29 protein-coding genes and 1 tRNA gene are annotated in these 25,871 nt (G+C 35.8%); 25 read left to right on the plus strand and 5 right to left on the minus strand.

Annotated features, from left to right (window positions below; genetic code table 11):
- Window positions 1-424: 424 nt before the first annotated feature.
- From ACMAZA_RS04845 to ACMAZA_RS04895, 11 genes are all read left to right on the plus strand, one after another.
- Window positions 425-631: a hypothetical protein gene (locus ACMAZA_RS04845; protein ID WP_435187485.1), complete on the plus strand. Its 207-nt coding sequence runs from the start codon at window positions 425-427 to the stop codon at window positions 629-631.
- Window positions 621-1,124: a tetratricopeptide repeat protein gene (locus tag ACMAZA_RS04850; protein ID WP_435187487.1), complete on the plus strand. Its 504-nt coding sequence runs from the start codon at window positions 621-623 to the stop codon at window positions 1,122-1,124. The genes ACMAZA_RS04845 and ACMAZA_RS04850 overlap by 11 nt, the downstream gene beginning before the upstream one ends.
- 13 nt (window positions 1,125-1,137) lie before the next feature.
- Window positions 1,138-1,734 (plus strand): hypothetical protein, encoded by a 597-nt coding sequence (locus tag ACMAZA_RS04855; RefSeq protein ID WP_435187489.1) that lies wholly within the window; start codon window positions 1,138-1,140, stop codon window positions 1,732-1,734.
- A 24-nt stretch (window positions 1,735-1,758) separates the two neighbouring features.
- Window positions 1,759-2,166, plus strand: coding sequence for a hypothetical protein (locus ACMAZA_RS04860; RefSeq protein ID WP_435187491.1), 408 nt, complete (start codon window positions 1,759-1,761; stop codon window positions 2,164-2,166).
- A 231-nt stretch (window positions 2,167-2,397) separates the two neighbouring features.
- A tRNA-Arg gene (locus tag ACMAZA_RS04865) sits at window positions 2,398-2,474 on the plus strand.
- Between the two features lie 26 nt (window positions 2,475-2,500).
- Window positions 2,501-3,022 carry a cytochrome b gene (locus ACMAZA_RS04870; protein WP_435187493.1) on the plus strand — a complete coding sequence of 174 codons (522 nt, stop codon included), beginning with the start codon at window positions 2,501-2,503 and terminating at the stop codon, window positions 3,020-3,022.
- A gap of 29 nt (window positions 3,023-3,051) precedes the next feature.
- The gene (locus ACMAZA_RS04875) at window positions 3,052-3,429 is read left to right on the plus strand and encodes a (deoxy)nucleoside triphosphate pyrophosphohydrolase (protein WP_435187495.1); all 378 of its coding nucleotides are present in this window, start codon (window positions 3,052-3,054) and stop codon (window positions 3,427-3,429) included.
- 33 nt (window positions 3,430-3,462) lie between these two features.
- Entirely contained in the window at window positions 3,463-4,215 is a 753-nt protein-coding gene (locus ACMAZA_RS04880) for an alpha/beta fold hydrolase (protein ID WP_435187497.1), read from the plus strand.
- 155 nt (window positions 4,216-4,370) lie between these two features.
- Entirely contained in the window at window positions 4,371-5,333 is a 963-nt protein-coding gene (locus tag ACMAZA_RS04885; protein WP_435187499.1) for an ABC transporter substrate-binding protein, read from the plus strand.
- A gap of 68 nt (window positions 5,334-5,401) precedes the next feature.
- Window positions 5,402-6,466 carry a quaternary amine ABC transporter ATP-binding protein gene (locus ACMAZA_RS04890; protein ID WP_435187501.1) on the plus strand — a complete coding sequence of 355 codons (1,065 nt, stop codon included), beginning with the start codon at window positions 5,402-5,404 and terminating at the stop codon, window positions 6,464-6,466.
- Entirely contained in the window at window positions 6,459-7,955 is a 1,497-nt protein-coding gene (locus ACMAZA_RS04895; protein ID WP_435187503.1) for an ABC transporter permease, read from the plus strand. The genes ACMAZA_RS04890 and ACMAZA_RS04895 overlap by 8 nt, the downstream gene beginning before the upstream one ends.
- Before the next feature lie 9 nt (window positions 7,956-7,964).
- On the opposite strand, the gene ACMAZA_RS04900 is transcribed toward ACMAZA_RS04895, so the two are convergent.
- A complete protein-coding gene (locus ACMAZA_RS04900; protein ID WP_435187505.1) occupies window positions 7,965-8,948 on the minus strand; it encodes a D-cysteine desulfhydrase family protein in 984 nt (327 codons plus the stop codon).
- Between the two features lie 62 nt (window positions 8,949-9,010).
- Between ACMAZA_RS04900 and ACMAZA_RS04905 the strand changes: the two genes are divergently transcribed.
- The 8 genes from ACMAZA_RS04905 (at window position 9,011) to acpS (ending at window position 14,538) form a co-directional block, all read left to right on the plus strand.
- Window positions 9,011-9,487 carry a DUF1643 domain-containing protein gene (locus ACMAZA_RS04905; RefSeq protein ID WP_435187507.1) on the plus strand — a complete coding sequence of 159 codons (477 nt, stop codon included), beginning with the start codon at window positions 9,011-9,013 and terminating at the stop codon, window positions 9,485-9,487.
- Between the two features lie 113 nt (window positions 9,488-9,600).
- A complete protein-coding gene (gene lgt, locus ACMAZA_RS04910; RefSeq protein WP_435187509.1) occupies window positions 9,601-10,389 on the plus strand; it encodes a prolipoprotein diacylglyceryl transferase in 789 nt (262 codons plus the stop codon).
- Window positions 10,386-11,180 (plus strand): thymidylate synthase, encoded by a 795-nt coding sequence (locus tag ACMAZA_RS04915; RefSeq protein ID WP_435187511.1) that lies wholly within the window; start codon window positions 10,386-10,388, stop codon window positions 11,178-11,180. The genes lgt and ACMAZA_RS04915 overlap by 4 nt, the downstream gene beginning before the upstream one ends.
- Window positions 11,181-11,183: 3 nt before the next feature.
- The gene (gene rnc / locus ACMAZA_RS04920) at window positions 11,184-11,846 is read left to right on the plus strand and encodes a ribonuclease III (RefSeq protein ID WP_435187512.1); all 663 of its coding nucleotides are present in this window, start codon (window positions 11,184-11,186) and stop codon (window positions 11,844-11,846) included.
- A complete protein-coding gene (gene era, locus ACMAZA_RS04925; protein ID WP_435187514.1) occupies window positions 11,846-12,730 on the plus strand; it encodes a GTPase Era in 885 nt (294 codons plus the stop codon). Before rnc ends, era begins: the two co-directional genes overlap by 1 nt.
- Window positions 12,723-13,406, plus strand: coding sequence for a DNA repair protein RecO (gene recO / locus ACMAZA_RS04930; RefSeq protein ID WP_435187515.1), 684 nt, complete (start codon window positions 12,723-12,725; stop codon window positions 13,404-13,406). Before era ends, recO begins: the two co-directional genes overlap by 8 nt.
- A gap of 8 nt (window positions 13,407-13,414) precedes the next feature.
- Window positions 13,415-14,146, plus strand: a complete 732-nt coding sequence (gene pdxJ, locus ACMAZA_RS04935; protein WP_435187516.1) for a pyridoxine 5'-phosphate synthase — start codon at window positions 13,415-13,417, stop codon at window positions 14,144-14,146.
- Window positions 14,143-14,538: a holo-ACP synthase gene (gene acpS, locus ACMAZA_RS04940; protein ID WP_435187518.1), complete on the plus strand. Its 396-nt coding sequence runs from the start codon at window positions 14,143-14,145 to the stop codon at window positions 14,536-14,538. The genes pdxJ and acpS overlap by 4 nt, the downstream gene beginning before the upstream one ends.
- Window positions 14,539-14,552: 14 nt before the next feature.
- Here acpS and ssb read toward each other — a convergent pair whose 3' ends face one another.
- The 3 genes from ssb to ACMAZA_RS04955 are packed head-to-tail and all read right to left on the minus strand — an operon-like array spanning window position 14,553 to window position 16,986.
- Window positions 14,553-15,020: a single-stranded DNA-binding protein gene (gene ssb / locus ACMAZA_RS04945; protein ID WP_435187520.1), complete on the minus strand. Its 468-nt coding sequence runs from the start codon at window positions 15,018-15,020 to the stop codon at window positions 14,553-14,555.
- A gap of 5 nt (window positions 15,021-15,025) precedes the next feature.
- Window positions 15,026-16,195 carry an MFS transporter gene (locus ACMAZA_RS04950; RefSeq protein WP_435187522.1) on the minus strand — a complete coding sequence of 390 codons (1,170 nt, stop codon included), beginning with the start codon at window positions 16,193-16,195 and terminating at the stop codon, window positions 15,026-15,028.
- A 20-nt stretch (window positions 16,196-16,215) separates the two neighbouring features.
- Window positions 16,216-16,986: an outer membrane protein assembly factor BamD gene (locus tag ACMAZA_RS04955; protein WP_435187524.1), complete on the minus strand. Its 771-nt coding sequence runs from the start codon at window positions 16,984-16,986 to the stop codon at window positions 16,216-16,218.
- Window positions 16,987-17,127: 141 nt separating this feature from the next.
- Here ACMAZA_RS04955 and ACMAZA_RS04960 point away from each other — a divergent pair, with 141 nt between their 5' ends.
- The 6 genes from ACMAZA_RS04960 to ACMAZA_RS04985 all read left to right on the plus strand — a co-directional run bounded on the left by ACMAZA_RS04960 (window position 17,128) and on the right by ACMAZA_RS04985 (window position 23,631).
- Complete coding sequence (locus ACMAZA_RS04960) at window positions 17,128-19,233, plus strand: RelA/SpoT family protein (RefSeq protein WP_435187526.1); 2,106 nt, start codon at window positions 17,128-17,130, stop codon at window positions 19,231-19,233.
- Between the two features lie 73 nt (window positions 19,234-19,306).
- Window positions 19,307-19,504: a Fe-S cluster assembly protein IscX gene (gene iscX, locus ACMAZA_RS04965; protein ID WP_435187528.1), complete on the plus strand. Its 198-nt coding sequence runs from the start codon at window positions 19,307-19,309 to the stop codon at window positions 19,502-19,504.
- A complete protein-coding gene (tolB, locus tag ACMAZA_RS04970) occupies window positions 19,501-20,778 on the plus strand; it encodes a Tol-Pal system beta propeller repeat protein TolB (protein WP_435187530.1) in 1,278 nt (425 codons plus the stop codon). Before iscX ends, tolB begins: the two co-directional genes overlap by 4 nt.
- A gap of 11 nt (window positions 20,779-20,789) precedes the next feature.
- Window positions 20,790-21,638 carry an OmpA family protein gene (locus ACMAZA_RS04975; RefSeq protein WP_435187532.1) on the plus strand — a complete coding sequence of 283 codons (849 nt, stop codon included), beginning with the start codon at window positions 20,790-20,792 and terminating at the stop codon, window positions 21,636-21,638.
- 46 nt (window positions 21,639-21,684) lie between these two features.
- Complete coding sequence (locus ACMAZA_RS04980; RefSeq protein ID WP_435187534.1) at window positions 21,685-22,335, plus strand: tetratricopeptide repeat protein; 651 nt, start codon at window positions 21,685-21,687, stop codon at window positions 22,333-22,335.
- 3 nt (window positions 22,336-22,338) lie between these two features.
- Complete coding sequence (locus tag ACMAZA_RS04985; RefSeq protein WP_435187535.1) at window positions 22,339-23,631, plus strand: aminodeoxychorismate synthase component I; 1,293 nt, start codon at window positions 22,339-22,341, stop codon at window positions 23,629-23,631.
- Window positions 23,632-23,636: 5 nt separating this feature from the next.
- Here the strand turns inward: ACMAZA_RS04985 and ACMAZA_RS04990 are convergent, their stop codons facing one another.
- The gene (locus ACMAZA_RS04990; protein ID WP_435190467.1) at window positions 23,637-25,511 is read right to left on the minus strand and encodes an NAD+ synthase; all 1,875 of its coding nucleotides are present in this window, start codon (window positions 25,509-25,511) and stop codon (window positions 23,637-23,639) included.
- Window positions 25,512-25,871 lie beyond the last annotated feature (360 nt).

The raw sequence follows: 25,871 nt of genomic DNA on the forward strand, positions 1-25,871 counted from the left end.
TTTAATAAAAATAGAGAGTTTGGTATGTTTTTGCCTATGCAAGCTATGCAGTATTTATTCTATTAATAAGCACTACTCTTAAGGTTTTATTTTGGATTACTTTGGCTGAATAATATAAGAACTTTAGCAAGTGAAGAAAGCCTTTACTAAGGCTCTAAGGACTCCATATTCATTATTTTAGAGCACTTAAATTACTCAGAAAGTATTGGCCTTATTTAGTACAAAAAGGAGTTCAAATTAAGTCTTATTCAGGTATAGTTTAATTATGAAAAAAATACTACTTTGTGGCATATTCTTAGGTTTAAGTTTAAGTTCTTATGCCGGGGGTTATGTTTGTACTTCCCCAAGTTTTTTTGATGATAGTACTACGATTAATGTGTATCAAAAAACTAGTAATGGTTACTTAGATAAAGAAAGAGGTGATATGTTTAATGTGAGAGAAAATGAACATCTTTTGTCTATGTCGTACAACACTCTTGATGAGGATTATGGTGCAGGTATTATGGCAGTAGTTATAAATAAATCTGAAATGAAATTTATAAAGTCGATGACATTTTTTTTAAAGCCATACGACCCTCCTACAGTATATGACTCAGATTATAGAACTGGGGAATGTGTTTATGTTGATTAACAATATGAAAAAATATGTCTACGTATTTGCTCTTTTAATAAGCTTACTTGGCTCTTCATTTGTCCACTCTTCAGAAGCATTACTCACAAAAGGATACAATAAAGCACTTGATGGAAATTATGGTGAGGCATATAGAATACTTCAGCCTTTAGCTTCTCAGGGCTATATTGAAGCACAATTCAACCTAGGTATGATGTTTCAAAATGGAGGAAATGGACTTCAAAGGAACTATTCAAGTTCGGCATATTGGTTTAACCAAGCAGCACTTCAGGGAGACCAAAATTCACAATTTGAGTTGTCTGGTATTTATTACAGGGGGTTAGGAGTTAAAAAAGACCTAAGTCAAGCAAAATATTGGGCTAAATTAGCTTCGCAAGGAAGTAATCCAACAATTGCGAGCCGCTCAAGAGAATTCCTAAAGAATCAAATGTCTTGGTGGGAGAAACAAAAGTTAGGAGCCTCTACAATCTTTGGTATTTTTACTGGAAATTAAACTACTATATCTTATGATTAATTTTATAAACAAGTGGTCAAAAAGGTTTGCAGTGATTTGGCTCATAGGATTTATAGGTATTTTGGCAATTACCTATGCAGATTCTATTCAGAACAGCAAAGCTAAATACAGTTGGTGGTCCCCAAAATTTGCAGATATAAACCTTTTCTTACCTTATTCAGTTCAAAAGTCTTTAAGCTCCAACAATAGAGCTGCGTGTATAGCAAAAACAAACTTCCCTTTTGAACGCACAGTTATCGGTTATAGAAAACATACACTCGAGGGAACATTTTTGAACTGTGAGCCTGGAAAAAGTCATAGGGCAACAGAGTATTTGTTTATTTTATTAGTACCCTTTATTGGTCTTAACTATGTCTTACCTTGGCTTACAAGAGTGCTTGAAGGCGCAGGTAAAAATTATAAATCTAGTGCAAAAAAAGCCAAGGTCAATACAGAAAAGAATTACCTAATAGCTTATAAAGAAGTTGAGAGTGGGAAAATTAAAAGTCCAGAATTATGGGCCAAAGCATTTGCTGAAACTGAAGGCGATGAGGTCAAACAAAAAGCTCTGTATGTAGAATTAAGAACAAAGCAGCTTGATGATAATTAAGTAGAATTTTGATATAGTTGAAATATGGGAATTAAAGACGTATTCAATCAAGCACCTTCACCTGAAGAAGAAGCATTATATAAGCAAGTTCTTGATGAAGTTGAATCAGGTGTAATGCGGAAAGGAATCTACGCTAAAGCATTAGCTGATGGTTTGGGAGATGAAGGTAAAGCACAGTCTCTTTATATTAAATATAGAGTTCAATCTTTAGTAGATGAACAAAGATTGAAAGCTAAACAACTAGGCATAGAGCTTGCTGAAAAAGAAAGATATAGGAAGGCAACAGAAGAGGCTGAAGCGCTTAGAAAAAGAGCTGAGTTTGATGCAGAATTTGATAATTCACACGCTGGAAAACATTTTTATAAATATTGGTATGGAATTCTCTTAATTCTTGGCCTTGGTATTTTGATTTATGGTGACGTAATTTTCTAAATTTCACATCTAACTCAGTTTCCCCGATTGGCTAGTGATTCAAAAGGGGTGGGGTGGGGGTCTATTTTGAGCCAATTTCGGCCTTAGAATTTCGTGCAAATTTCGTGCACTTTAGTCTCAAAACTACCTAAATATGCTTATAATCGCTCTTGCACTAGATACGGCGTTTGTAATGATTAATTTGTATAAACCCCTTGGTATTGCTGGTCTGCGGCGTATATAGCAAACATTGCGCTCGTAGCTCAGCTGGATAGAGTGTCGGTCTCCGAAGCCGAATGTCGGGTGTTCGAATCACCTCGAGCGCACCATTTTTTAAAATTAAGTTTAATAGACTATGAATAATACAAATCTAGATAGCAAATCGAATTTTAGCTCTATAGCTAAGTTCATGCACTGGGGTTTTGTGCTTTTGTTTATCTATGGTTTACTTAAGCAAATAGATGAACTTAATCAATTAGAAAACAAAGCACTTCTTAAATTTGAAGTAATTTTTGCCACAGTTTTTGTGTTATTGCTTTTGATTCGATTTATTTACATGAAAACAACACAAAAATCATCACTTCCTGATTCTACTCCAAAGTCACAAATTTTAGCTGCTAGAGTTGTTCATTACGGAATGTATGTTTGTCTTACATTAATTCCTTTGACTGGTTTATTAATTGGTTTGCTATTTTGGCTTGGATTTGAAGATGGCTTTTTAATTAACACAGTGGTGGAAGTCCATGAGTTTTCAGTCTCTGTTATCTATTGGCTTATTGGTTTGCACATTTTGGCTGCGATCTTTCACCGCTTAAAAAATGACGGAGTATGGTCTTCGATGGTGCCATTTTTAAAGGAAAAAAGCTATGAAAAATAATTCAATAAGCTTTATATTGTAATCAATTTATGAATCCTACCGACGTTGTTGCTGCAATTATTAAAAAGGGAGATCACTATCTCCTTGCTAAAAGGAGTAAAGAAAAATACATGGGACTTAAATGGGAGTTCCCTGGCGGCAAAGTTGAGCAAAATGAAACCTTTAAGGATGCCTTATCCAGAGAGATTCTTGAGGAGCTCAATGTCAATATAGAGATTCATAATAAAGTCGCAGAGGAGAGGTATCAGGATGAGGAAATAAATATTGTTTTACATTACTATCTTTGTACATTGATTGATACCAATATTATTTTGTCAGAGCATGAAGCAGTTGAATGGGTCAAAAAACAAGACTTTTTAAAGTATGAATTTGTGCCTGGAGATGGCGACATTACATCACTTATATAATTCTTTCCCTTAAATACCTTATCATCTAAGCTTATGAAATATTTATCTTATAAAAAAATAGGAAAAGGCAAGCCATTTGTTTTAGTTCATGGCTATCTTGGAGGACAACACATGTGGCGTTTTCAAGAGGACTTAAATAGTAATTTTGAATTAATTATGCCTTCTCTGGCAGGTTATGGAGAGAGCGCTGAAATGACTGCCCCTTCAACAATTAGGGAAAATGCTGAGCAAGTATTTGATCTCCTTGATCATTTAAATATTGATACTTTTTATTTGCTTGGTCATTCTATGGGCGGCATGATTGTTCAAGAAATGGCAGCAATGAGCACTAATAGAGTTGAAAAGTTAATCTGTCTTGGTACAGGATCCATTGGCGTATTACCAAATAGGTTTGAAACTATAGAAGAATCCAGAACTAAAATCAGAACTATAGGTATAAAAAAAACGCGTGAAAACATAGCGAAAACTTGGTTCATTGATCACCAGATAGGTGATGGATATCAGCTATGTCTGGAGGAAGCTGCCAAAGCCACAACACAGGCTGCCCTTGCTAGCCTTGATGCGTGGGACTGCTGGGATGGGAGAGAGCAGTTAAAAGATATAAAACCATCAACACTGATACTCTGGTCCAACAGAGATCGCTCTTATGATAAAAATCAGCAAGATATTCTTTATAAGGGAATTAAAAATTCAAGACTAGAGATCATTGAGGGTTGCGCTCATAATGCTCATATGGAAAAACCTCAACTAGTCAATAATGCTATTAGAAAGTTTCTTTTGGAGTAATTTCCTGAGATAAGTTCCATTTTGAATTACATTCGATTTTTAATGTACAAATAGTGTTGAAACATATATATTAATTGATGTATACTCGATGTCTTCAATCTGCAAAATTTTATGATGCTCAGGTTGAAAAATTACGTTTATCAAAGGAGAAAATAATGAAAATAATGAAAAAAACAGCTATTGCAGCTGTTGTTGCTCTTTCTGCCTCAATGACAACCTATGCTGAAAAAGTTAATATTGGTGATCCGGGTTGGACAGGTGCAACAGCAATTGCAAATCTACTTTCTGCTGTTATTACTGACAAAATGGGTGGTGAGGTTGACCTAGTCCCTGGTAACAATACCGCCATCTATGGAGCAATTGACAGAAGTAAAGGTGAGATTGAAGTCCATCCAGATATTTGGCTTCCCAATCAACAAGCCTATACAAATGATCTAGTTCCTAAAGGAACTTTAAAGCTCAGTGACAAGAGCTATGAGGGTAACCAAGGTTACTGCGTTTCTCAAGCTTTTGCTAACGAAATGAATATTACATCAATTTTTGATCTTGGACGTCCTGAAGTAGTGGCCGCTATGGATAGTGATGGTAACGGAAAAGGTGAATTTTGGATTGGTGCAGATGGATGGGCATCAGCAAATGTAAATGAAGTAAAGGTTAGAGACTATAAGTTGTTAGATGCGGGTATTGAGCCAATTAGAGCTGCTGAAGCTGTGAAGAATGCTCGTGTACTTGACTCTATCAAAAAAGGTGAAGGTTATGCGTTCTATTGCTATAAGCCACACGCAATTTGGGGTATGGCTGATGTTGTAATGCTAACTGAACCAACTCATGACCCAGCTGCATATAAGATGATTCAACCTTCAGAAGACGCTGACTGGTACGAGAAATCTTATGTTGCATCTAAAGACGCATTAAAGAATATTCAGATTGGATGGGGCACTTCACTTGAGGGCAAGTCACCAGCAATTGTTGAATTCTTTAACAATTTTCAGTTGACGTCAGACGACGTATCTTGGTTAGCTTATGAAGTATCAGTTAATCAAAGAGATCCTGCTGAAGTAGCTAGAGACTGGATGTCTCAGAATGAAGAAACAGTTGATGGCTGGTTAGGACTATAATCTAACTAGTACAACCTAGAACCGGCGTTTTTTTAGGCGCCGGTTTTTTTTCAAATAATTAAATTACCATGTCTACAGAAAATTCAGGTAGCTCTATACAGATTCAAAACGTTTCAAAGATCTTTGGAAATACCTCTAAAGAAGCACTAGATGCTATTAAAAACAAGCTTGTGACAAAGCAAGAAGCTTTAGAAAAATACAATTCAGTAATTGGTGTTTCTGACGTTTCATTTGACATTAATCCTGGTGAAATTTTCTGTGTTATGGGTCTTTCTGGAAGTGGAAAATCAACCCTTGTAAGGCATATCAACAGACTCTTAGAGCCAACTATGGGAAAGATTCTCATTGATGGACAAGATGTAATGGCGCTTGAAAAACAAGACCTTCAAGATTTCAGAAACAAAAAGATAGGTATGGTTTTCCAGAACTTTGCATTGATGCCTCATAGGTCCGTGATAGATAATATCGCTATGCCACTTGAAATTAGGGGTATCAATAAAAACAATAGATACGGCAAGGCTAACGAAATATTAAATATTGTTGAGTTGCAGGGCTGGGGAAATAAGTATGCACATGAGCTATCTGGAGGAATGCAGCAGCGCGTTGGCTTGGCAAGAGCTCTTGCCGCGGATCCAGAAATCTTGTTGATGGACGAGCCCTTTAGTGCGCTTGATCCACTGATAAGAAGGCAACTCCAAAAAGAGTTCATCAAATTATCAAAACAACTAAAGAAGACAACGGTATTTATTACTCATGATTTAGATGAGGCTGTAAAGGTAGGTCACCGAATAGCCATTATGAGAGATGGCATGGTTATTCAGGTTGGAACTCCTGAAGAGATAGTTATGAACCCTGAGGATGATTATGTTGCTGACTTCGTTAAAGGCATCTCAAGGCTGGAGGTTGTTAAAGCAAAATCAATTATGAAGTCAATTGGTGAGTTCACTAATGACAACGGTGAGATTCCATCTGACGCTGTAAGGATGAATGAGAATGATGACTTAAGTAGTCTCATAGAGCATTCCGTATCTAGCAATAAGCCTATAGTCATTTGCAATAAAAAAGGTAATGAGTTGGGCGTGGTTACCCAAAAAGACCTTCTTGTATCCATAGTTGAGGGTCAAGATGAATAAAGACAAATATATCAATTCTGATCAAATTAAAAGCTTTGTAAAGACAAGTCATGATTACTATATCCATGAATTTGAGAAAATAAATAATAACTCTAAGTTTGTCATATCTTTTAATCTTTTTGCGTTCTTGTTTGGTTCTATCTGGTTTGGCATTAGAAATATCTGGAACTGGGCTCTTGCATTTCTCATTATTGAAACATTTGCTATCGTTCAAATAGTTCGAGGTTTCTTTGGCAATATTAGTGCAGAGGCCTACATCAAAATAGAAAAGATCCAATCAACAATAGATTTTCGTGAAAAGCAGCTTCAAGCAGCAATTGAAAAGAACTCAGACAAAGTTGAAATGTTTAAGAGAACTATTAAGTCTCTTGAAGACTCTATTGACGGGTATTTGCAGGAAGCACAGGCTATTGAAGCCTCTGGTGTTTGGATTGCAATAAGTGGTATTGTATTGTTTCTATTGATTAGGTTTGCTCAGGGCATACTTGCTAATTCAATTTTAGAAAAACGGTTCTCTGAGTGGCTGTCTAATAAATTAATTAGTCCTGGAATGCAGTTTAAGAATTATTTATTGAGTATCTCTTTTGCCCTTATTATTATTGTTTTTTCAGCTATTCACTATAGCTTCCCCACACTCATTCAAATGTTTGCTGACTTTCCAACACATCCCGATATCAGGCTTGCATCCATTGATGGAGTTGAAAGGACTTTTGATTATGCAGTTATCAAGGGCGATGTCCTCTTTAGTGCAATAACTGTTGGTATTCGCTCAGTTCTTGACTCTCTAGAAATGCTCTTTGTTACAACTCCTTGGATTGTGGTAATAAGTGCAATTGTTTTGATGACAGGGCTTTCGGCTGGACCTCGAGCAGCACTTTACTCTCTATCATTTTTAGCCTATATGGGTTTTTTAGGCTTCTGGATTAAAGCTATGACCACACTGGCTCTTTTAGGTACAGCAGCAATCCTTAGCATATCCATAGGAATACCACTGGGAATCTATTGCTCTACAAGACCGAGGTTTTATGCTTTTATTAGACCTATTATGGACTTTATGCAAACAATGCCTGCGTTTGTATTTATGATTCCAGTGATTGCTTTTTTTGGAACTGGAAAGGTATCTGCAGTCATTATTACGATGATCTTTGGAGGGACTCCAGTTGTAAGACTTACAGTACTCGGATTGAAAGGAGTTCCCGAGTCAATTAGGGAGGCTGCAATTGCTTATGGCGCCTCTAAATGGTATTTACTAACCAAGGTTGACTTGCCTTTAGCGATGCCTACTATTCTCGCAGGAGTCAATCAAACCGTAATGCTGAGCCTTGCGATGGTCGTAGTTGCTTCACTAATTGGCGCCAAAGGTTTAGGCCAGGATGTCTTAGAAGCTCTTCAGTACGCTAATGTTGGCCAAGGAATCCTGGCTGGGATTGCAATCTTATTTTGCGCTTTAATACTTGATAGAGTGATACAAGGAAAGAAAAAGGACTAAGTTAATTTCTTATTCAAAAGCCCATTCAAATGCAGGAATCGCGGCAGATCCTCCAGTATGAAGAAACAGAACCTTGTCAGAAGGCTTAAAGAAGTTTGACTTGATTAATCCAATCAGTCCATCGAAAGCTTTGCCAGAGTATACAGGGTCCAATAATATTCCTTCTTTGGTTGCCATCAAACTGAGCGCTTTTCTCATGCCGTCCGTAGGCTCTGCGTACCCAGGCCCAACGAAGTCATCTATGATAATAACATCCTCTTTAGAAGGGGAAGGACCCCTGACGTATTCGAGAGAATTAATAGCTAATTGAAAGACTTTCTCTTCTTGCTCTTTTTTAGTACCTTTAATGCTTACTCCAATTACCTTTATATCGCTTTTAAAAATTGTTTTACCTGCAATTAGACCAGCATGAGTTCCGCCACTTCCGGTTGCCAATATGATGTGACTAAAAGACTCTGAGTTTTGATCCTTAGTAATTTCTCGGAAGCATTCAATATAGCCAAGCTCTCCAAGATGATTGCTTCCACCTACTGGAATAAAATAAGGGTTTTCGCCACTTTGCCTTCTTTCTTCAATAATTTCATCTGCATAGTCTTCGACAACTCTATCCTTTGGGCACATAATCATCTCTGATCCAAAAACTTTATTTAAGAAGACATTTCCAGAGTTGTTATAAATTTCTGGAGCGCCTTTTAGCCTGTGTTCAAGGATTATAAGACACCTGAGACCTAGCTTTGCGCATGCAGCCGCTGTTTGTCTAGCATGGTTTGACTGAATTGCTCCAACGGTCACAACAAGATCAGCATTCTTATCAAGAGCATCAGCAAGGATAAATTCAAGTTTTCTTGTCTTATTGCCACCAGTTGCCAGGCCAGTACAGTCATCTCTTTTGATATATATCTGAGGCCCGCCTAGAAAGGCAGAAATACTCTTTAAATGCTCAATGGGAGTGGGGAAGTGCCCTAGGCTTAGTCTTTGAAAATTTTCAATCATATTAAGAGATTCTTTGGAATAACTATTTTTTAAATTGATTTTATAGTTAAACTTTTTAATAAATGAAAAATATTATAAAAAGTGCCGTTTTCTCACCCTGTCGGAAATACAGATATTCTCTATCAAGAACATGGAATATCAATCAAAAAATAATTTTATTTATTGGTTTAAATCCTTCAACGGCAGATGAGACACATGACGACCCAACAATTAGAAGATGCCTCTTCTACTCATCTAGGTGGGGATTTGGGGGTTTGATCATGGTCAATTTATTTGCTTTTAGGGCAACTCTGCCAAAAGATTTAAAAAATTCAAAGCATCCAGTAGGCAGGGACAATAATCAGTTTATTGTTGATGCTCACAAAGAAGCCTCAATGACTATAGCAGCATGGGGTAATGATGGAGGTCTTTACAATAGGGATCAAGAGGTGCTAGAAATAATTTCTAATCCAATGTGCCTTAAAGTTAATAAAACCGGGAAACCAGCACATTCGCTCTATCAAAAAAAAGACATCAAACCAAAACCTTATAGTATTTGATTAATTATCTATATCTATAGAGTTAGGCACATTAATTTATTAATAATGCATATAATTTATTAATCCTTAAACAACTGATTTATCAACTTAAAATTAGTGTCAATCTTTAATCTATGAAATACATTGTTATTGACCCAGTAATAGCTGACTTAGGTTTTGTTAAAGTGTATTGGTATGGAGTGATGTATCTTTTAGCTTTTCTCTCGGCATACTTGCTTGCAAGATATCGAATTAAGTCAGAATCTTTATGGAATATCAAGCATGTCGATGACCTTATTTTTTATGGCGCCTTAGGAGCAGTTCTGGGAGGCAGGTTTGGGTATTTACTGTTTTATAACTGGTCAATCTTTATATCCAATCCATTCACTTTTTTCAATTTTCAGAATGGTGGAATGTCATTTCATGGAGGATTTCTAGGTGTTTTAATAGCCATGATGGCTTTTAATAAGAAGCATCAGTTTAGTTTCTTTCAGACTACAGATTTTATAGCTCCTCTGATTCCTCTAGGTCTAGGGTTTGGAAGGATAGGTAATTATATTAATGGTGAGCTCTGGGGAAGGGTTACTGAGAGTTCGTGGGGCGTATTCGCGCCCGATCAGAGTGGGTTTTGGGAAAAACGCTTCCCAACTCAGCTGTATGAGGCTTTCTTGGAGGGTTTGGTATTATTTTTTATATTATGGATCTTTAGCAATAGAAAGCGACCACTCATGGCAATATCCTCGTTATTCCTAATTTTTTATGGCGCTTTTAGATTTATAATTGAATTTGTCAGGGCTCCGGACTCTCATATTGGATACCTTGCATTTGATTGGCTCACTATGGGACAGCTGCTGAGTCTTCCAATGGTTATCGTTGGAATTTATTTTTTATTTAAATCTTATCGATTAGAAGGAAAAACATGAGGCAATATCTAGATTTTTTAAAGCTTGTTAAAGATAACGGGTCAGAAAAAACGGACAGAACTGGCACTGGCACCAAAAGTATTTTTGGTCACCAAATGCGCTTTAAGCTTTCAGAAGGTTTTCCAATCGTTACAACGAAGAGGGTGCATGTTCCCTCTGTTATTCATGAACTTCTTTGGTTTTTAAAAGGAGATACTAATATTAAATATCTCACTGAAAATAAGGTAAATATTTGGAATGAATGGGCTGATAAAAATGGTGATTTAGGGCCAGTTTATGGTGCTCAGTGGAGAAAGTGGAAAAATGCTGATGGTGATGAAATTGACCAAATTAAGCAGGCCATTAATCTCATCAACAACGCTCCAGACTCGAGGCGAATTATTGTGTCAAGCTGGAATGTTGGTGAGCTTGGAAGTATGGCTCTTCAGCCTTGTCATGCACTTTTTCAGTTTTATGTTGCTGATGGCAAACTTTCCTGTCAGCTATATCAGAGAAGTGCCGATATCTTCCTAGGTGTGCCCTTTAATATTGCATCTTATGCGCTTCTCACTCACATGATTGCTCAGCAATGTAATTTGGGTGTTGGTGATTTTGTTTGGAGTGGCGGTGATTGTCATATTTATACTAACCACTTTACACAGGTTGATACGCAGCTTACAAGGACACCAAAAAAACTCCCAACTCTATCAATTAAGAGAAAACCCAAGAGTATTTTTGACTACACATATGATGATTTTGAGTTAATTGACTATGTACATGATGACCCTATCAAAGCTCCAGTTGCAGTTTAATTAATGGACAAACTTCAAAAAAATCTCTCTTATCAATTTAGTGACATTGATTTACTTAAAAAAGCGCTAACGCATCGAAGCGTTAGCAAAAGTAACAATGAGCGACTTGAGTTTCTAGGTGATAGCGTTTTAGGTTCTATCATCTCTGAAGAGCTATACTCCCGGCATGCAAACATCGATGAAGGGCAATTATCAAGGCTTCGATCTCATTTAGTTAGAGGTAACACCTTGGCAAATTTAGCTAAAAAACTAAATATTGCTGAAAACCTTAGACTTGGCCATGGCGAGCTTAAAAGTGGCGGATTTAGACGTGAATCAATCTTGGCTGATACATTTGAGGCGATCTTAGGGGCGATTTTTTTAGATTCCGATTATTTGACCGTTAAAAAGGTTACTTTATTTCTGTTTAGTGATCTTTTAAATGAGGCTAAATCAGAAGACTCGCTTAAGGATTTTAAAACTCAGCTTCAGGAGTTACTTCAAAAAAAAGGCCACTCTCTGCCAAAATACGAACTATTGCAAACTAAGGGCAAAGATCATAATGCTGTCTTCTATGTCAGCTGTCACATTGAAGAACTAAAAATCATGGTAGAGAAAAATGCAAAAAGCATTAAGAGAGCAGAGCAGGCTTGTGCTCAGTCAATTTTAGAAGAGATCAAAAGCTAATGAATTTTCAATCTGGCTCTATTGCAGTTGTAGGTCGTCCAAACGTTGGAAAATCAACACTCGTAAATGAATTAATTGGTCAGAAACTGTCCATTACCTCACATCGTCCTCAAACAACCAGACATCGTATCAATGCAATTGATACTCAAGAATCCTATCAAATGGTCTTTGTAGATACACCCGGAATCCACATTGGAAACAACAAAGCTATTAATTCTTATATGAATAGGGCGGCTAGCTCAAGCTTTGGTGAGGTTGATATAATTATTTGGATTGTTGAAGTCTTTAAATGGACTAAAGAGGATGCAAGAGTTTTAGAGCATCTCAGCAAGGTAAATATTCCAGTTTTATTGTGCATTAATAAGATAGATAAGGCTAGTTCAGTCGAAAAAATCCTCCCTTTTCTTGAATCTTTAGGTGAGAAATTTAAAGCGAATGAAGTCTTTCCACTGTCAGCTTTTGATCGACAAGATATCAAAAAGTTGAGAGGTCTAATACTCCAATATTTGCCCCAGCAAGAGGCAATTTATGACGAAGATTACATAACAGACAGATCTCAAAAGTTTGTCATCTCTGAATTTATCCGAGAAAAACTCATGAGAAATTTATCTAATGAGTTGCCATACGATATCACCGTTGAAATTGAAAAGTTTGAGCTTGATGGTAAGCTTTACAGAATTGCTGCGCGCATTTTTGTTGACAAGGCGTCTCAAAAAAGCATTGTTATTGGTCAAAATGGAGAAATGCTCAAGAAAATTGGCCAGGAATCAAGGCGTACAATCGAGGGATTTTTAGAGGCAAAAGTTTTTTTAGAGCTATGGGTCAAAGTCAGGCAAGGATGGTCTGATGACAAGAGAGCTTTAGTGTCTCTAGGCTATGACTAGAGTTGACAATACTCAAGCTTTTTTGATTCATCGCAGGATGTACCAGGGAAGCTCCCTGTTACTGGACTTTTTTACTAAAGACTCTGGAAGATTGAGGCTCATTGCTAGAGGCGCAAGGAAAAGTAAAACATCATTACAAATGTTCCAATGCCTAAGTATCTCATTCAAAGGGAAGGGTGAGCTAAAAAGCCTTTCACAATGGGAAGTAGATGACCAGCCAAGGCGATTACTTGGGGATGACTTAATTTTAGCAATGTATGCAAACGAACTCATTCTTAGACTTCTTCCAGAAAACGATGAGTATCCAGAGACTTTTAATTCATACTGGGCTTTCTTAGCAAATCTGAATGCTTTAGATTCCAGCGAAAAAGAATACGCGCTTCGAAACTTTGAAAACCAAATGCTGGAAGATTTGGGATATGGTTTAGATTTTAGTTTTGATATCAATGATGAGCGCATAAAAGAAGATCTGCAGTATGAATTTATTGAGCATCAAGGCTTTAATAAAAACAGTAATGGGGCGGTTTCAGGAAAAGCTCTTGTCAGCCTTTCAAAACAGGAAATAATTACTGATCCAATTCAGTTAACTATTTTAAAAAAAATGAATCGAAAAAGACTAAAATCACTCCTTGGAGACAAGCCACTCAAAAGTAAAGAGTTATTTTTTGTTAAATAGGAATATTTATGAGTATATTTTTAGGTGTAAATATTGACCATATAGCTACGCTAAGACAAGCCAGGGGTACCAAATATCCAAGCTTAATAGACGCAGCTAGAATTTGTGAAGATTCAGGTGCTGACAGCATCACGCTTCACTTGCGAGAAGATAGACGACATATTCAGGACTATGATGTTGAGGCTTTAAAGCATTCACTCACAACAAAAATGAATCTTGAAATGGCGGCTACAGCTGAAATGCTCAAAATAGCTTCTAATATATCACCTGAGGACTGCTGCCTTGTTCCAGAAAAAAGACAAGAACTGACTACAGAAGGGGGGTTAGACGTTGTCTCACAGCTATCCAGAATGAAAGAAGTGTGTGCTGAACTTAGCTCAAACAATATTAAAACCTCTTTATTTATTGATGCTGACAAGGATCAAATTGATGCCAGTGTTGAGAGCGGCGCACCAATCATCGAAATTCACACTGGGCACTATGCAAATGCTTCTAATAATGAACAGATAGATGCTGAGCTTAAAAGGATTATCGAGGCAAGTGAGTATGCACATAGCCTGGGATTACAGGTGAATGCTGGTCATGGATTAACCTTGGAAAATACACAAGCAATTGCTTCTATTGATACGATGGTTGAGCTTAATATTGGGCACTCAATCATTGCGAGATCTTTATTTGTTGGTCTCGCAAATGCGACGTCAGAAATGAAAAAACTCCTCCAAGAGGCAAGAAACTTGTGATTTATGGTATTGGTACAGATATAGTAAGCATCGAAAGGGTTCAAAAAATCCTAAAAAAAAATAGGGAAGGTTTTATCAATCGAGTTTTAACTGAGCATGAGAGAGCTCTATTTGCAAACAAAGCTGATAGTGCAGCTTTCTGTGCCAAGAGGTTTGCGGCCAAAGAGGCATTTTCTAAAGCTTTGGGAACTGGTATTGGAAGAGTTGTAAGCTTTCAGGACTTGACGGTAAGGAACAATGAAAATGGCAAGCCTTACTTTATGCCAAGTGAAAAGCTAAGATTATATCTCCAGGAAAAGGGAATTAAGCAAGGACATTTAAGTATCTCTGATGAGAGCTCAAATGCAGTAGCTTTTGTTGTTCTAGAAACTGAAGATATTACTAAAGAATAATCTTTTTAATTCAGTTAGAAGGGGATATCATCCTCGAACTCATCTGAAGCAACGGGTGTAATTGCCGGGGCCGGCTGATTTGAATTTTGAGCTTGGGGCTGTGCTTGCTGAGAAACAGCATTTGAATTCATATCATCACGACGATCTAACATTTGCAGAGTTCCACTATAGCCACTAATGACAACCTCAGTTGTATAGCGATCTTGACCATTCTGATCTTGCCATTTTCGTGTTTGAAGCTTGCCTTCTACATAGACCTTAGAGCCTTTATCTAGATACTGTCCAGCAATTTCAGCTACTTTACCAAATAGACTAACTCTATGCCATTCAGTTCTCTCCTGTTTTTGACCTGTGCTTTTGTCAGTCCAAGATTCACTTGTTGCAACGGATAAATTACTAATAGCGTTTCCATTTGATGCATATTTAATTTCTGGTTTAGCGCCTAAATTTCCTACCAAAATTACTTTATTTATCCCTGCCATTGTAATTATCTCTCCTTTAATGTTATAGTTTTCAGTGGCACTAAGAGTATCAATACCAACCAGATGAATGCAACAAATATTGTAAATAAGAATACACTATTTAGATCGTAAATGTCGTAAATCAATCCCCCAATTGCCCCTCCAAAAAAAGTCCCTAAAAATTGAGATGTGGAGAAAACACCCATAGCTAATCCTCTCTTTTCAGCATCTGCTGTTCTAGATAAAAGTGAGGGCAAAAGGGCTTCAATTGAATTAAATGCAGTAAAAAAAATTGTTAGTGTAATTAGAAATATTTGAAAGTTTAATGAGGCATTAAAAAAAACAAATTGACTCACAATCAATAAGAGAATGCAAAGCAATAAAATGTATTTTGTTTTATTAAATTTTTCTGAAACTACAATTAGTGGAATCATTCCTAAAAAAGATAAAAAAATAGCTGGGAGATAGAGGCGCCAGTTATCAATCATGCTTACAATCTGATTTTCTACTATCAAAATTGGCATGACAATAAATCCAGCTGCAAGAATTAAATGAAGGCTAAAAATACTTACATCTAATGTAATTAATTCTTTTGTTAAAGACTCTTTAAGAGACTTAAAAGAAAGTTTGTAGTAGGCAATAGGTTTTGAGTGTTCAAGAGAAATCACAATTAACATTGCTAATAAAGACAAAAGAGCAATTGTCCAAAAAACGCCTTCAAGGCCAACCCTAGAGCTTATTATTGGCCCAATCAATAAAGAAAGCATAAAAGCTACTCCTATCTGAAAACCAACAAAAGCATTTGCCTTCGCTCTATTTTCTTCATGTACCGAATCAGCAAGAAATGCCATTAAAACTGCAGATATTGCTCCTCCTCCTTGAAGTGCTCTTCCTAAAACAACAATGATTAAATTTGAGGTGTTCGCTGCCAGAACACTCCCTAAAAAAAAGATTGCAATACCGATGATTAAAATTGGTTTTCTACCAAATCGGTCAGAAAGATAGCCAAAAGGAATTTGTAAAAGCGCTTGAGTTAATCCATAAATACCAATTGCCATGCCTATTAGCAGAGCTGAAGCATTGTCATATTCAACTGCATAAACGCTCATGACAGGGAACAGCATAAACAACCCCAGCATTCTAACTGACATGACTAGGGATACCTTTAAAGCAAAAATTCTCTCTACAGAATTCATAGATTAAATGCTTAAACTGTCTATTTAAGAGAGTAGCTAGGAGAGTAGTTTGGATAACTCGAGTTTAATATCTCCATAGCATCAGTTGCTAGATCATTAGCATTAATTAGGTTGTAGTTGAACGCCATAAGATGGAGCGCATCTGGTATTGGCGCACTATTTGGATAATTTTCAATGATATATTTGCAGCGATTAATGGCTGCAACATTAGAGTTTATATCAGTATAGTATAGAGCAACATAAAATTCATGTCTGGCAAGTGTATTTCTTAAGACTGCTAACTTTAATTTAGCGTCCTCAGCATACTTTGAGTTAGGGAAAGTCTCTATCAGTTCAACAAAATACCCATATGCATCTCTGACACTTTCGACGTCTCTTTGTGCACTATCAGTTATTAGTTTATCAAGGATTGAGCTTGATTTTTTTTCTGCAGCAACACCTCTTAGATAGTAGGCATAGGGTGTAGCAGGAATATCAGGATATTTATTAATAAATTGATTAAGTGTAGTTATTGATCGATTGTATTTTTTTTGCTTAAGAAGATTGAATGCTATATCAAGTCTGGCTTGAATTGCATACTTTGATCCAGGATAGGAAGATAAAATCATTTCATACTGATCAATTGCTTGCTCAATTGATCCTGCATCAACCTTATCTTCAGCTTGCTCGTAAAGTTCTTTTGGTGTTAAGCCATCGGCAACTAGATTTTTAGTATCTTTGTTGCCCCCAAAAACTGAACAGCCTGACAAAAAACATACTAAAGAAAATGCAAAGAATAATCTAAATTTCATTTTAAGTTCTGATTTATAACTAGTAAGCAAATTATACTATCGTGCACTTTGTCTGGAAACCTTTATATAAAGAACTTAAAGGTAGCATCAGCATGATTATATAATTATAAATATTTTTTAAAAAAATGACTAAAAACATTAATGGCAACAAACTTATTTCAAATTAAGTCTCAAATATCCTATCTTTGCAGTGTTTTAGAAGAATACATGTCTAATGAAGAGATTGAATTGGTTAAAAAAGCCCACAAGATTGCCGAAAAAGCGCATTCTGGTCAATTCAGAAAATCAGGTGAACCCTATATCAGTCATCCGCTATCAGTTGCCTTAATAATTGCCGATCTAAAGCTTGACTATTTATGTATTGTTGCAGCAATTCTTCATGATTGTATAGAAGATACTTCAGTCACAAAAGATGATGTTAAAAATCAATTTGGAGAACAGGTTGCTCATATAGTTGAAGGTGTATCAAAGCTTACAAACCTTGAATTTACCTCTAGCTCTCAGAAACAAGCTGAAAATTTTCAAAAACTCATTCTTGCCATGTCAAAAGACATGAGAGTCATGATCATAAAACTTGCTGATAGGCTGCACAATATGAGAACTATCGACTCAATGAGCGAAGAGAAAAAATTTCTTAAGGCCAAGGAAACTTCTGAGCTTCATGCGCCAATTGCTAGAAGATTAGGGCTTCATAGCATTGGTGTAGAGCTTGATGATTTATGCTTTAAAACACTTCACCCAAGAAAGCATTTAGTGATTGAAAGAAAAATAAAAAAGCAGTATGGAAACCAAAAGAAAACAATAAACCTTATCAAAACTGAAATAGAAAATAGATTAAAGTTTGAACAGATCGCTGCAACGGTAGAAGGAAGGCAAAAACAACCTTCAAGCATCTATAACAAAATGAAAATCAAATCACGTAAGTTTTCTGAAGTTCTCGATATGCATGCATTCAGAGTAGTTGTTGAGAATACCAATGCATGTTATCAAGCTTTAGGCCATATTCATAGCTTATATAAACCAATACCTCTTAAGTTCAAAGATTACATTTCTGCACCAAAACCTAATGGATATCAATCACTTCATACTGTTTTAATTGGGCCAAGAAATATGTTTATTGAGGTTCAAATTAGATCCCAAGAAATGGACTTTATTTCAGAATATGGTATTGCAGCTCACTGGCATTACAAAAATACTGATAAGCCATCTAAAAAACTTGCTAGAAACTGGATGGGTTCGTTGCTAGATATTCAGCAGAATACAGATACTTCAATTGACTTTTTAGAGAGTACAAAGTCAGACTTATTCTCAGATGAGGTCTTTGTTTTTACTCCGGCTGGGAAAATTATTCAACTCCCTCTCAGATCAACAGTGCTCGATTTTGCTTATGCAGTCCATACAAATATTGGTAAAAAAGCTCAAAAAGCAACAATTAATGGGAATGAATCAGAACTTTCAACACGTCTCAAGTCAGGTCAAACTGTTGAAATTATAACTGGTAGATTTGTAAAACCTAAGCCTGGATGGCTTGACATTGTAGTGACTTCTAAAGCTAAAACTGCCATTAAAGCCCACTTAAAAGACAACTCTAAGGTTGAACTAGCAAGACTAGGAAAGCTTTTAATATCAGATGCTCTCAAATTTCAAAAAATAAAAATTAATGATGTTCCTTTAGATAAATGGAATAAATGCTTTAAAGAGCTTAATTGTGCTGATTTTCAGGATTTGTATATCAAAGTTGGATTATCGGAGATTTTTGTTGCCGTAGTTGTGAATAAGTTATTACAAGACATCAATAATGAAACAGTCAATACTTTGACTATTGGCCAAACTAAAGGCATGGCAATTAATTTTGCTCACTGCTGTTACCCTATTCCTGGAGACGAAGTTACTGGTGTTTTGACCTCTATGAGAGGCTTAGTACTTCATCGATCTAATTGCACTCAGCTAGAGCACATAAAGGAAAAAAATGCTCAATGGATGGAGGTTGATTGGCATTCTGATGAAAATGAGCAATTTGAGGTAGGAATTAGTTGTTTAGTCGAAAATCGAAGTGGAAGATTGGCTGCAATAGCAAATACTGTAGCTAACCTTGGAGTCAATATTGAAAACATTGAACAACAGAGTAGGCCAGATTCATCAAGACTTTTTCATATAGTCGTTGCTGTGACAAATATCATTGAATTAAATAATGTTCTAGACAAGTTAAACAACCTTCCACATGTAATATCAGCTGGAAGACTTTAATTGAAAAAATGTTTAATTCAAGCCACTTAATTGATTAAAATTAGACCATTAAAATAACTGTCCTATTTTGATAATGATTTGTTGGACCGACTCTTTAGAAATAGCAATCAATCTATCTGACAAGTACCCTGACATAGACCCAAAGACTATCAACTTTGTTGACTTAAGAAACATGGTGATGCAACTTGATGAATTCGAAGAAGGTGATAGTAAATGTGGAGAAAGGGTTCTTGAGGCAATTCAAATGAACTGGATTGAAGAGGTAGAATGAAATTAATTAAATTATCGATACTTCTCTCTGTTTTTATTGCCTATTCAGCTCATGCGCTTCTCGAGGTTAATATTATTAAAACACGTGAGGCTGCATTTCCAATTGTCATAGCCCCCTTTGAAGTAGTAGGAGGTTCAAATGATGTAGATATAGCAAAGATTATCAGAAATAACCTAAATCGCTCTGGTCAATTCAATGCTTTAAGTACTGAAGCCCTTATAACGAATCAAATTGACTTTAATTTTTGGCAAGAGCATAAAAAAGATGCTGTTGTTTTTGGAAAAATTGAGCAGGTTAGCTCTAACGTCTACAATGTTTACATCTATATCTACGATGTGTTTTCAGAAAAAAGCCTCTATCAAAAGAAAATCAGAGTTCATAACAGTGGATTTAGAAGAATAGCACATTTCTTAAGTGATAAGATTTACTATGTACTTCTTGGGCAAAAAGGGTCGTTTGACACCAGACTCTCTTATGTAACAGTATCAGATAATAGTTCTGGTGGAAGAACATATAAACTTCAAATTTCTGACTCTGATGGATTCAACCCTCAAACAGTTGTTAGATCTTCAAACCCAATTCTATCTCCTGCATGGTCAAAAGACCAACAAAAATTAGCTTATGTGTCATTTAAGAATAATAGATCAGAGGTTTTTGTAATGACGCCATTTATGAAAACTGTTCCAATCAAATTACCAAAATTTGATGGAATTGCCTCTTCTCCAACATGGCATCCTAGTGGAGAAAGTATTGCTTTAACAATCTCTAAGCAAGGCAATAAAGATATTTATCTTTATGACTTTCAATCAAAAAAATTAGAAAGATTAACTAAGAATATTTCAATCGACACAGAAGCCAGTTTTTCTCCTGATGGAAATAAAATAGCATTCACATCAAACAGAACGGGCCAGGTTCAGGTTTATATTAAAGACTTAAAGTCAGGTAAAATTTCTAGAGCCACTTTTGAAGGGAGGTATAACGCAAAACCAGTTTTCTCTCCAGATGGAAAAGATCTAGCATTAATCCATCGCGTTGGAAAAGACTATCGACTTGCTCTTTTAGATATTGCATCAAGAGATCTAACTGTAATGACTCAAAATAAATCTGATGAGTCACCCTATTTTTCTCCAAATGGTGGTATGATTATTTACTCAACTAACAGAGATAACAAAGGAATTTTGTCTATAATTTCACTGCATAACAATCAAGTTGTAGAATTGATGCAAAAAGAAGGTGAAGTTAGAGAGCCAAGCTGGTCAAACTATTCAAATTAAGGAAATCAAAAATGTCAAAAAAAATTCTATTATTGTCGAGTGTAATTTTTCTCAGTTCTTGTGCAACAACAAACATTTCTGAACTTGGAGATAAATTTCTAGACTTAATCAATCCTTCAGATGCTGCAACAGAAGAAGCGGTCCTTGGTGGAGAGGAAACCTTGGTTGCAATGGATCAAACTGGAGGCTTTACCATCGATGAGCTAGAGGCGCTATCTAATGATGAACTCATAGCAATTGCTCAGGAAAAAGGGCTTGAAGACCTCATCTTACTTGATGAAGACGGAAATCTTCTAAATAGGGATCAAATTATCAATGCTATAGTAGAAAGTGCGGCTCTTCTTGAGAGTAAATCCGACGAACTTGAATCAATGTCTGATGATGAACTAATTGAAGTTGCGGTTGCTAAAGGACTTAGTGAAGAGATAGTTCTTGATGCTGATGGTAACCTAGCTAACAGAGATGAGCTTATAGAAGCCTTGGTTGAAAACGCCGCTGCAACAGAAGCTGCAATTAGTGAGTTTGGTAATAATGCCGATTCATTTACACTCTATTTTGCTTATGATGACACTGAAATTGATGAAGTTGCAACAAGAATTATTATCCAACATGCGAACTTCATGCAAAGCAATCCATCAGTCAACCTTCGCTTAGAAGGGCATGCTGATGAAAGAGGAACTAGGGAATATAATTTAGCTCTTGGTGAAAATCGTGCTCTAAGTGTTAAAGAAGTACTGGGTCTATACAACCTTGACGACAGAATCATCGTAGTGAGCTATGGAGAAGAACAACCTATTCTCACTGGAAGTAATGAAGAAGCCTGGGAAAAAAATAGAAGAGTAGAATTCGTCTATTACTAGACAATAGGCTTTAGGCTGCTTTATAACTTATTTTTTGTGTCGCCTAATGATAAAGATATTTTCTAGATATACTTTTTTATTACCACTTTTATTTAGCTTTAATGTAATTGCCAATGAAGGGTTAAATCTTGATTTGGCAATTCTTAAGATTAATCAAGAAGTTAAATCGCTTAATAATGAAATTCTTTCGTTAAAAGACGATATTGAGCTATTAAGAGAAAATCAAAGATTAAACTCAGAAAAAATTACTGAACTACTTCAAATGATTGAAATAAATCAATCTGGAAATACAAAATCAGTTCAATCAAATTCAACAGAGCAAGGCACCAAATCTTCTAAATTCTTTAGTGATGGTAAAAATGCCTTTGTCCTTGGAAATTATGAAAAATCGATTGAACTTTTTTTAGATCACCTTAAAACCTCCCCAAGCTCTTTGAGCGAAACAGACACAATGCTCTGGCTTGGAAGGGCATATTTTTATAGTGAATCTTTTTTAGATTCTAAAGCCTCTTATCTAGAATATCAATCAATGGGTCAAGATCACCCCAAGTTTGCTGACTCTCTCTACGAGTTGTCTAAAGTTCTCATGAAGCTAGATGAGAGTGATCAGGCAAAACTATTATTAAATGAAATGATTACTGAATATCCAGACCATCCTCTATCAAGTAAAGCTTCTGCATTGCTTCAAAACCTTTAAAAAGTGATAGTTCATGAGATACAAAAAGTTGACTTGGCTTCTTTTTGTTATAAGAATAAAGACAGATACCCATTTTTGTTAGAAAGCGTTAATCATAACGATAATAACAGATACTCTTTATTGTTTGCCTTTCCAGGAGAAAAAGTAGTTTTAAATAATCTTTCGGACTTTGATTTCCTAAGTAAGCTCAATAATCTTTCTATTCAAAACAATATCAACCCAGAGCTTCCTTTTACTGGTGGTTGGTTTATTTATCTTTCTTATGAATTGATTGGTCAAATTGAACCAATATTGGCACCTATAAATCATAATTCTAATCTGCCAATTGCCTATGCTGTTAGAGTGCCCACAGTAATTTATACTGACCATAAACTTGGAAAGACTTTCCTATATGACGAGGAAGATGACCAATCTCGTATCAATCAAATATTAAATGACATTAATACACTGGAAAGCGCACCAAGTCAGCCTATTAAGGGCAAGATTCAAGAAGAAAAAGAAGAGAAGTTTATCGAAGGAGTTAAAAGTAGCCTGGACTATATTTTTGCTGGAGATGTATTTCAGGTGAATTTATCAAGAAAATGGAGTTATTACCTTGACTCAAACCTTGATTCTTCCATTATTTATAGCAAACTTAAAAAAGCTAATCCAGCACCATTTTCAGCGCTTATCCAATTCGATGATTTCAGCATTATCTCATCATCTCCAGAGAGGCTTTTTAGTCTAAATGATCGCGTCCTAGAAACTAGGCCAATTGCAGGAACACATCCACGAGGAATAGGGGATTCTGACAAAACTCAAAAGGAAAATTTAATTAGCCATCCTAAAGAAATTGCAGAGCACGTCATGCTTCTAGACCTTGAAAGAAACGACATGGGAAGGGTATGCGAATATGGTAGTGTATATGTTAATGAAATCATGACATTAGAGACTTACCCTTATGTGCACCATATTGTATCAAATATAAAGGGTAACCTTCGAGATGGCATTGGTATTAAAGGAATTGTTAAGGCTTTATTCCCAGGCGGAACAATAACAGGATGCCCCAAAGTCAGGTGTATGGAAATAATCAGTGAGCTTGAGCAAATGCCAAGAGAGGCATACACAGGCTCAGTAGGCTATATAAGCAACAATGGAAAAATGGACTTCAACATCCTCATTAGAAGCTTTATTCAGCAAGACAAAACCCTTTCATTTAGGGCAGGAGCGGGTATTGTCTATGACTCTGATCCAGAAAATGAGCTGGCAGAGACAAGGCATAAAGCCCAAGGACTCATAAAAGTTTTTCAAGAATAGGCTATTTAAGGCTTGAACTTTGAGGTCATAGGATATCGTCTTTCTCTCCCAAAGGCATTACTACTAACCTTAGGGCCAGGAGCTGACTGGCGCCTTTTATATTCATTCTTAAGGATCAAAGAGGTTATTTTATTAACGTCCTCTGAAGTATGCCCCTGTGAAATAATTGAATCAACAGACTGTTTTTCCTCAACAAATCTTTTTAAAATATCATCCAGTATGTCATAAGGAGGAAGAGAGTCTTGATCAACCTGATCAGGAGCAAGTTCAGCGGAAGGTGGCCTGGTAATAACTCGTGATGGGATTACCTCTGACAAAGTATTGCGATACCTAGAAAGTTTATAAACCATAGTCTTAGAAATATCTTTGAGAGGAGCAAAGCCGCCACACATGTCTCCATAAAGTGTGGCATATCCCACAGCCATTTCAGACTTATTTCCAGTTGCAAGAACAATTTTATGATGTTTATTGGAAAGAGCCATGAGTAAAGTCCCTCTGACCCTTGACTGAATATTCTCTTCAGTCGTATCAATAGAATTATTTTCAAATACATCAGACAGAGAAGCATTAAAAGAATCAACCATCTTATGGATATCGATACTTGAAAAATGGACACCTTGAGTTCTCGCTTGCATCTCAGCATCAGTCAAGCTAATTTCAGATGTATATTGATATGGCATCATTACGGCATGCACATTCTCTGCACCAATTGCGTCAACAGCTATGGCAAGAGTTAAGGCTGAATCGATACCACCAGATAGCCCTATTAAGGCGCCACTAAAAGAATTTTTATTAATATAGTCCCTTGTGGCTAATACTAAAGCTGAATAGATAGAGGACTCATCAGTTGTAACGACTGGCTTTAGGCTAGAATCACTATAAGACATGGAAATCTCTTCAAAAGCAGGCATTTCAAAAATCAATTCACCTTGTTTATCTACAGCAAATGAGTTTCCATCAAAGACTACCTCGTCTTGACCACCAACCATATTAATGTAAATAAATGAAATACCAAATTTAAGAGCATATTTTTGGCAAATAGACATTCTTGCAGATTGCTTATTAAGCTGAAAGGGCGATGCATTAAGAGAAATGACCATATCAACATTTCCCTGACAAACTTGATTGATAGGGCCTTCAACCCATTGGTCCTCACAAATTAGCACCCCAACCCTAGTATTTTGACATTCAAAAGAAAAAGATTCTTTACCAGAAGTGAAATATCTCTTTTCATCAAATACGCCATAGTTTGGAAGTTCTTGCTTGTTATAAATGTTTTGAATTTTATTATCATAAATTAAATAAGCACTGTTATATAAATTTTTATCAAGTTGGCTAGGCGCACCAAAAAGAACAAAAATATTAGAGGGAATCAATTCACATAAAATATTGATTTCATTTTTGACTTGATCAATAAACCCATTTCTCAACAAAAGATCCTCTGGAGGGTAGCCAGTTAATGCAAGCTCTGGAAAAACAACAAGATGCGCACCATTTTCACTAGCCTCGATAGACAATGCAATAATTTTTTTCGCATTAGATTTTATATCTCCAACAATAGGGTTAATTTGGGCGATTTGTATTTTAATTGGCAAGGATTCGGAAAATATTTTATCTAGCTGTTCTTGCCAAAATTTCGCCTTCGAATTATTTCCCGAAGAAATTGCATGCTCTAATTTGGTATTGGCAACGATTTCAGCAGGGTCAATGTCAAGTATATTCGCAAAGAGCCAGGCATGAGTTTCACTCAATGCAGCCTTACCAGAGCTATATTTACTGAGATTTGACTGATTGATCTCATACTCTTTAGAGATCTTATAATCAGAAAAACCAGTTTTATTTCGCACCATAGCTAGGTATTCAGTTGTTTTTATATACATAGACTTCATTAATTAAACTCAATATTAGTTATTTTATACCACTACAGGTAAAAAATAACTAAATATTACGATTTTAAAAGAAATAAATACATGTAATAAATAACTATAAGCTATTTAACTTATTGATTTAAAACAATAAAAACAATTATTAGAATTTTTAAACTATTGTATTTTGATCTTGTTATTCGTAACTTTAATTCCTAACATTAATCTATATTTAAAAAACAGTAAGTTGAATTTAATTCAACTAAGGTTAGAGTAAATACCCGAAATATATTGTATTGTTAGGATAAGTTATTCTGAGAAGGTTGAATTGATTTAAATTATTTTTTATAAATTAATTAGTATTCTTTATTGAAC

It is taken from the genome of Pseudothioglobus sp. nBUS_23 (assembly GCF_051201565.1).
In the GTDB taxonomy this organism is placed as follows: Bacteria; Pseudomonadota; Gammaproteobacteria; order PS1; family Pseudothioglobaceae; genus Pseudothioglobus.

Bases quoted from the DNA above. Each gene is read 5' to 3' on its own strand.
- lgt (WP_435187509.1), top strand. From the start codon at position 9,601: ATGAAATACATTGTTATTGACCCAGTAATAGCTGACTTAGGTTTTGTT.
- era (WP_435187514.1), top strand. From the start codon at position 11,846: ATGAATTTTCAATCTGGCTCTATTGCAGTTGTAGGTCGTCCAAACGTT.
- ACMAZA_RS04960 (WP_435187526.1), top strand. From the start codon at position 17,128: ATGGCAACAAACTTATTTCAAATTAAGTCTCAAATATCCTATCTTTGC.
- ACMAZA_RS04990 (WP_435190467.1), bottom strand. From the start codon at position 25,511: ATGTATATAAAAACAACTGAATACCTAGCTATGGTGCGAAATAAAACT.
- rnc (WP_435187512.1), top strand. From the start codon at position 11,184: ATGGACAAACTTCAAAAAAATCTCTCTTATCAATTTAGTGACATTGAT.
- ACMAZA_RS04885 (WP_435187499.1), top strand. From the start codon at position 4,371: ATGAAAATAATGAAAAAAACAGCTATTGCAGCTGTTGTTGCTCTTTCT.
- ACMAZA_RS04905 (WP_435187507.1), top strand. From the start codon at position 9,011: ATGAAAAATATTATAAAAAGTGCCGTTTTCTCACCCTGTCGGAAATAC.
- ACMAZA_RS04915 (WP_435187511.1), top strand. From the start codon at position 10,386: ATGAGGCAATATCTAGATTTTTTAAAGCTTGTTAAAGATAACGGGTCA.
- ACMAZA_RS04975 (WP_435187532.1), top strand. From the start codon at position 20,790: ATGTCAAAAAAAATTCTATTATTGTCGAGTGTAATTTTTCTCAGTTCT.
- ssb (WP_435187520.1), bottom strand. From the start codon at position 15,020: ATGGCAGGGATAAATAAAGTAATTTTGGTAGGAAATTTAGGCGCTAAA.
- ACMAZA_RS04900 (WP_435187505.1), bottom strand. From the start codon at position 8,948: ATGATTGAAAATTTTCAAAGACTAAGCCTAGGGCACTTCCCCACTCCC.
- ACMAZA_RS04890 (WP_435187501.1), top strand. From the start codon at position 5,402: ATGTCTACAGAAAATTCAGGTAGCTCTATACAGATTCAAAACGTTTCA.
- pdxJ (WP_435187516.1), top strand. From the start codon at position 13,415: ATGAGTATATTTTTAGGTGTAAATATTGACCATATAGCTACGCTAAGA.
- ACMAZA_RS04880 (WP_435187497.1), top strand. From the start codon at position 3,463: ATGAAATATTTATCTTATAAAAAAATAGGAAAAGGCAAGCCATTTGTT.
- ACMAZA_RS04860 (WP_435187491.1), top strand. From the start codon at position 1,759: ATGGGAATTAAAGACGTATTCAATCAAGCACCTTCACCTGAAGAAGAA.
- ACMAZA_RS04955 (WP_435187524.1), bottom strand. From the start codon at position 16,986: ATGAAATTTAGATTATTCTTTGCATTTTCTTTAGTATGTTTTTTGTCA.
- recO (WP_435187515.1), top strand. From the start codon at position 12,723: ATGACTAGAGTTGACAATACTCAAGCTTTTTTGATTCATCGCAGGATG.
- ACMAZA_RS04875 (WP_435187495.1), top strand. From the start codon at position 3,052: ATGAATCCTACCGACGTTGTTGCTGCAATTATTAAAAAGGGAGATCAC.
- ACMAZA_RS04855 (WP_435187489.1), top strand. From the start codon at position 1,138: ATGATTAATTTTATAAACAAGTGGTCAAAAAGGTTTGCAGTGATTTGG.
- ACMAZA_RS04845 (WP_435187485.1), top strand. From the start codon at position 425: ATGTTTAATGTGAGAGAAAATGAACATCTTTTGTCTATGTCGTACAAC.
- ACMAZA_RS04980 (WP_435187534.1), top strand. From the start codon at position 21,685: ATGATAAAGATATTTTCTAGATATACTTTTTTATTACCACTTTTATTT.
- ACMAZA_RS04895 (WP_435187503.1), top strand. From the start codon at position 6,459: ATGAATAAAGACAAATATATCAATTCTGATCAAATTAAAAGCTTTGTA.
- iscX (WP_435187528.1), top strand. From the start codon at position 19,307: ATGATTTGTTGGACCGACTCTTTAGAAATAGCAATCAATCTATCTGAC.
- ACMAZA_RS04870 (WP_435187493.1), top strand. From the start codon at position 2,501: ATGAATAATACAAATCTAGATAGCAAATCGAATTTTAGCTCTATAGCT.
- tolB (WP_435187530.1), top strand. From the start codon at position 19,501: ATGAAATTAATTAAATTATCGATACTTCTCTCTGTTTTTATTGCCTAT.
- ACMAZA_RS04850 (WP_435187487.1), top strand. From the start codon at position 621: ATGTTGATTAACAATATGAAAAAATATGTCTACGTATTTGCTCTTTTA.
- ACMAZA_RS04950 (WP_435187522.1), bottom strand. From the start codon at position 16,195: ATGAATTCTGTAGAGAGAATTTTTGCTTTAAAGGTATCCCTAGTCATG.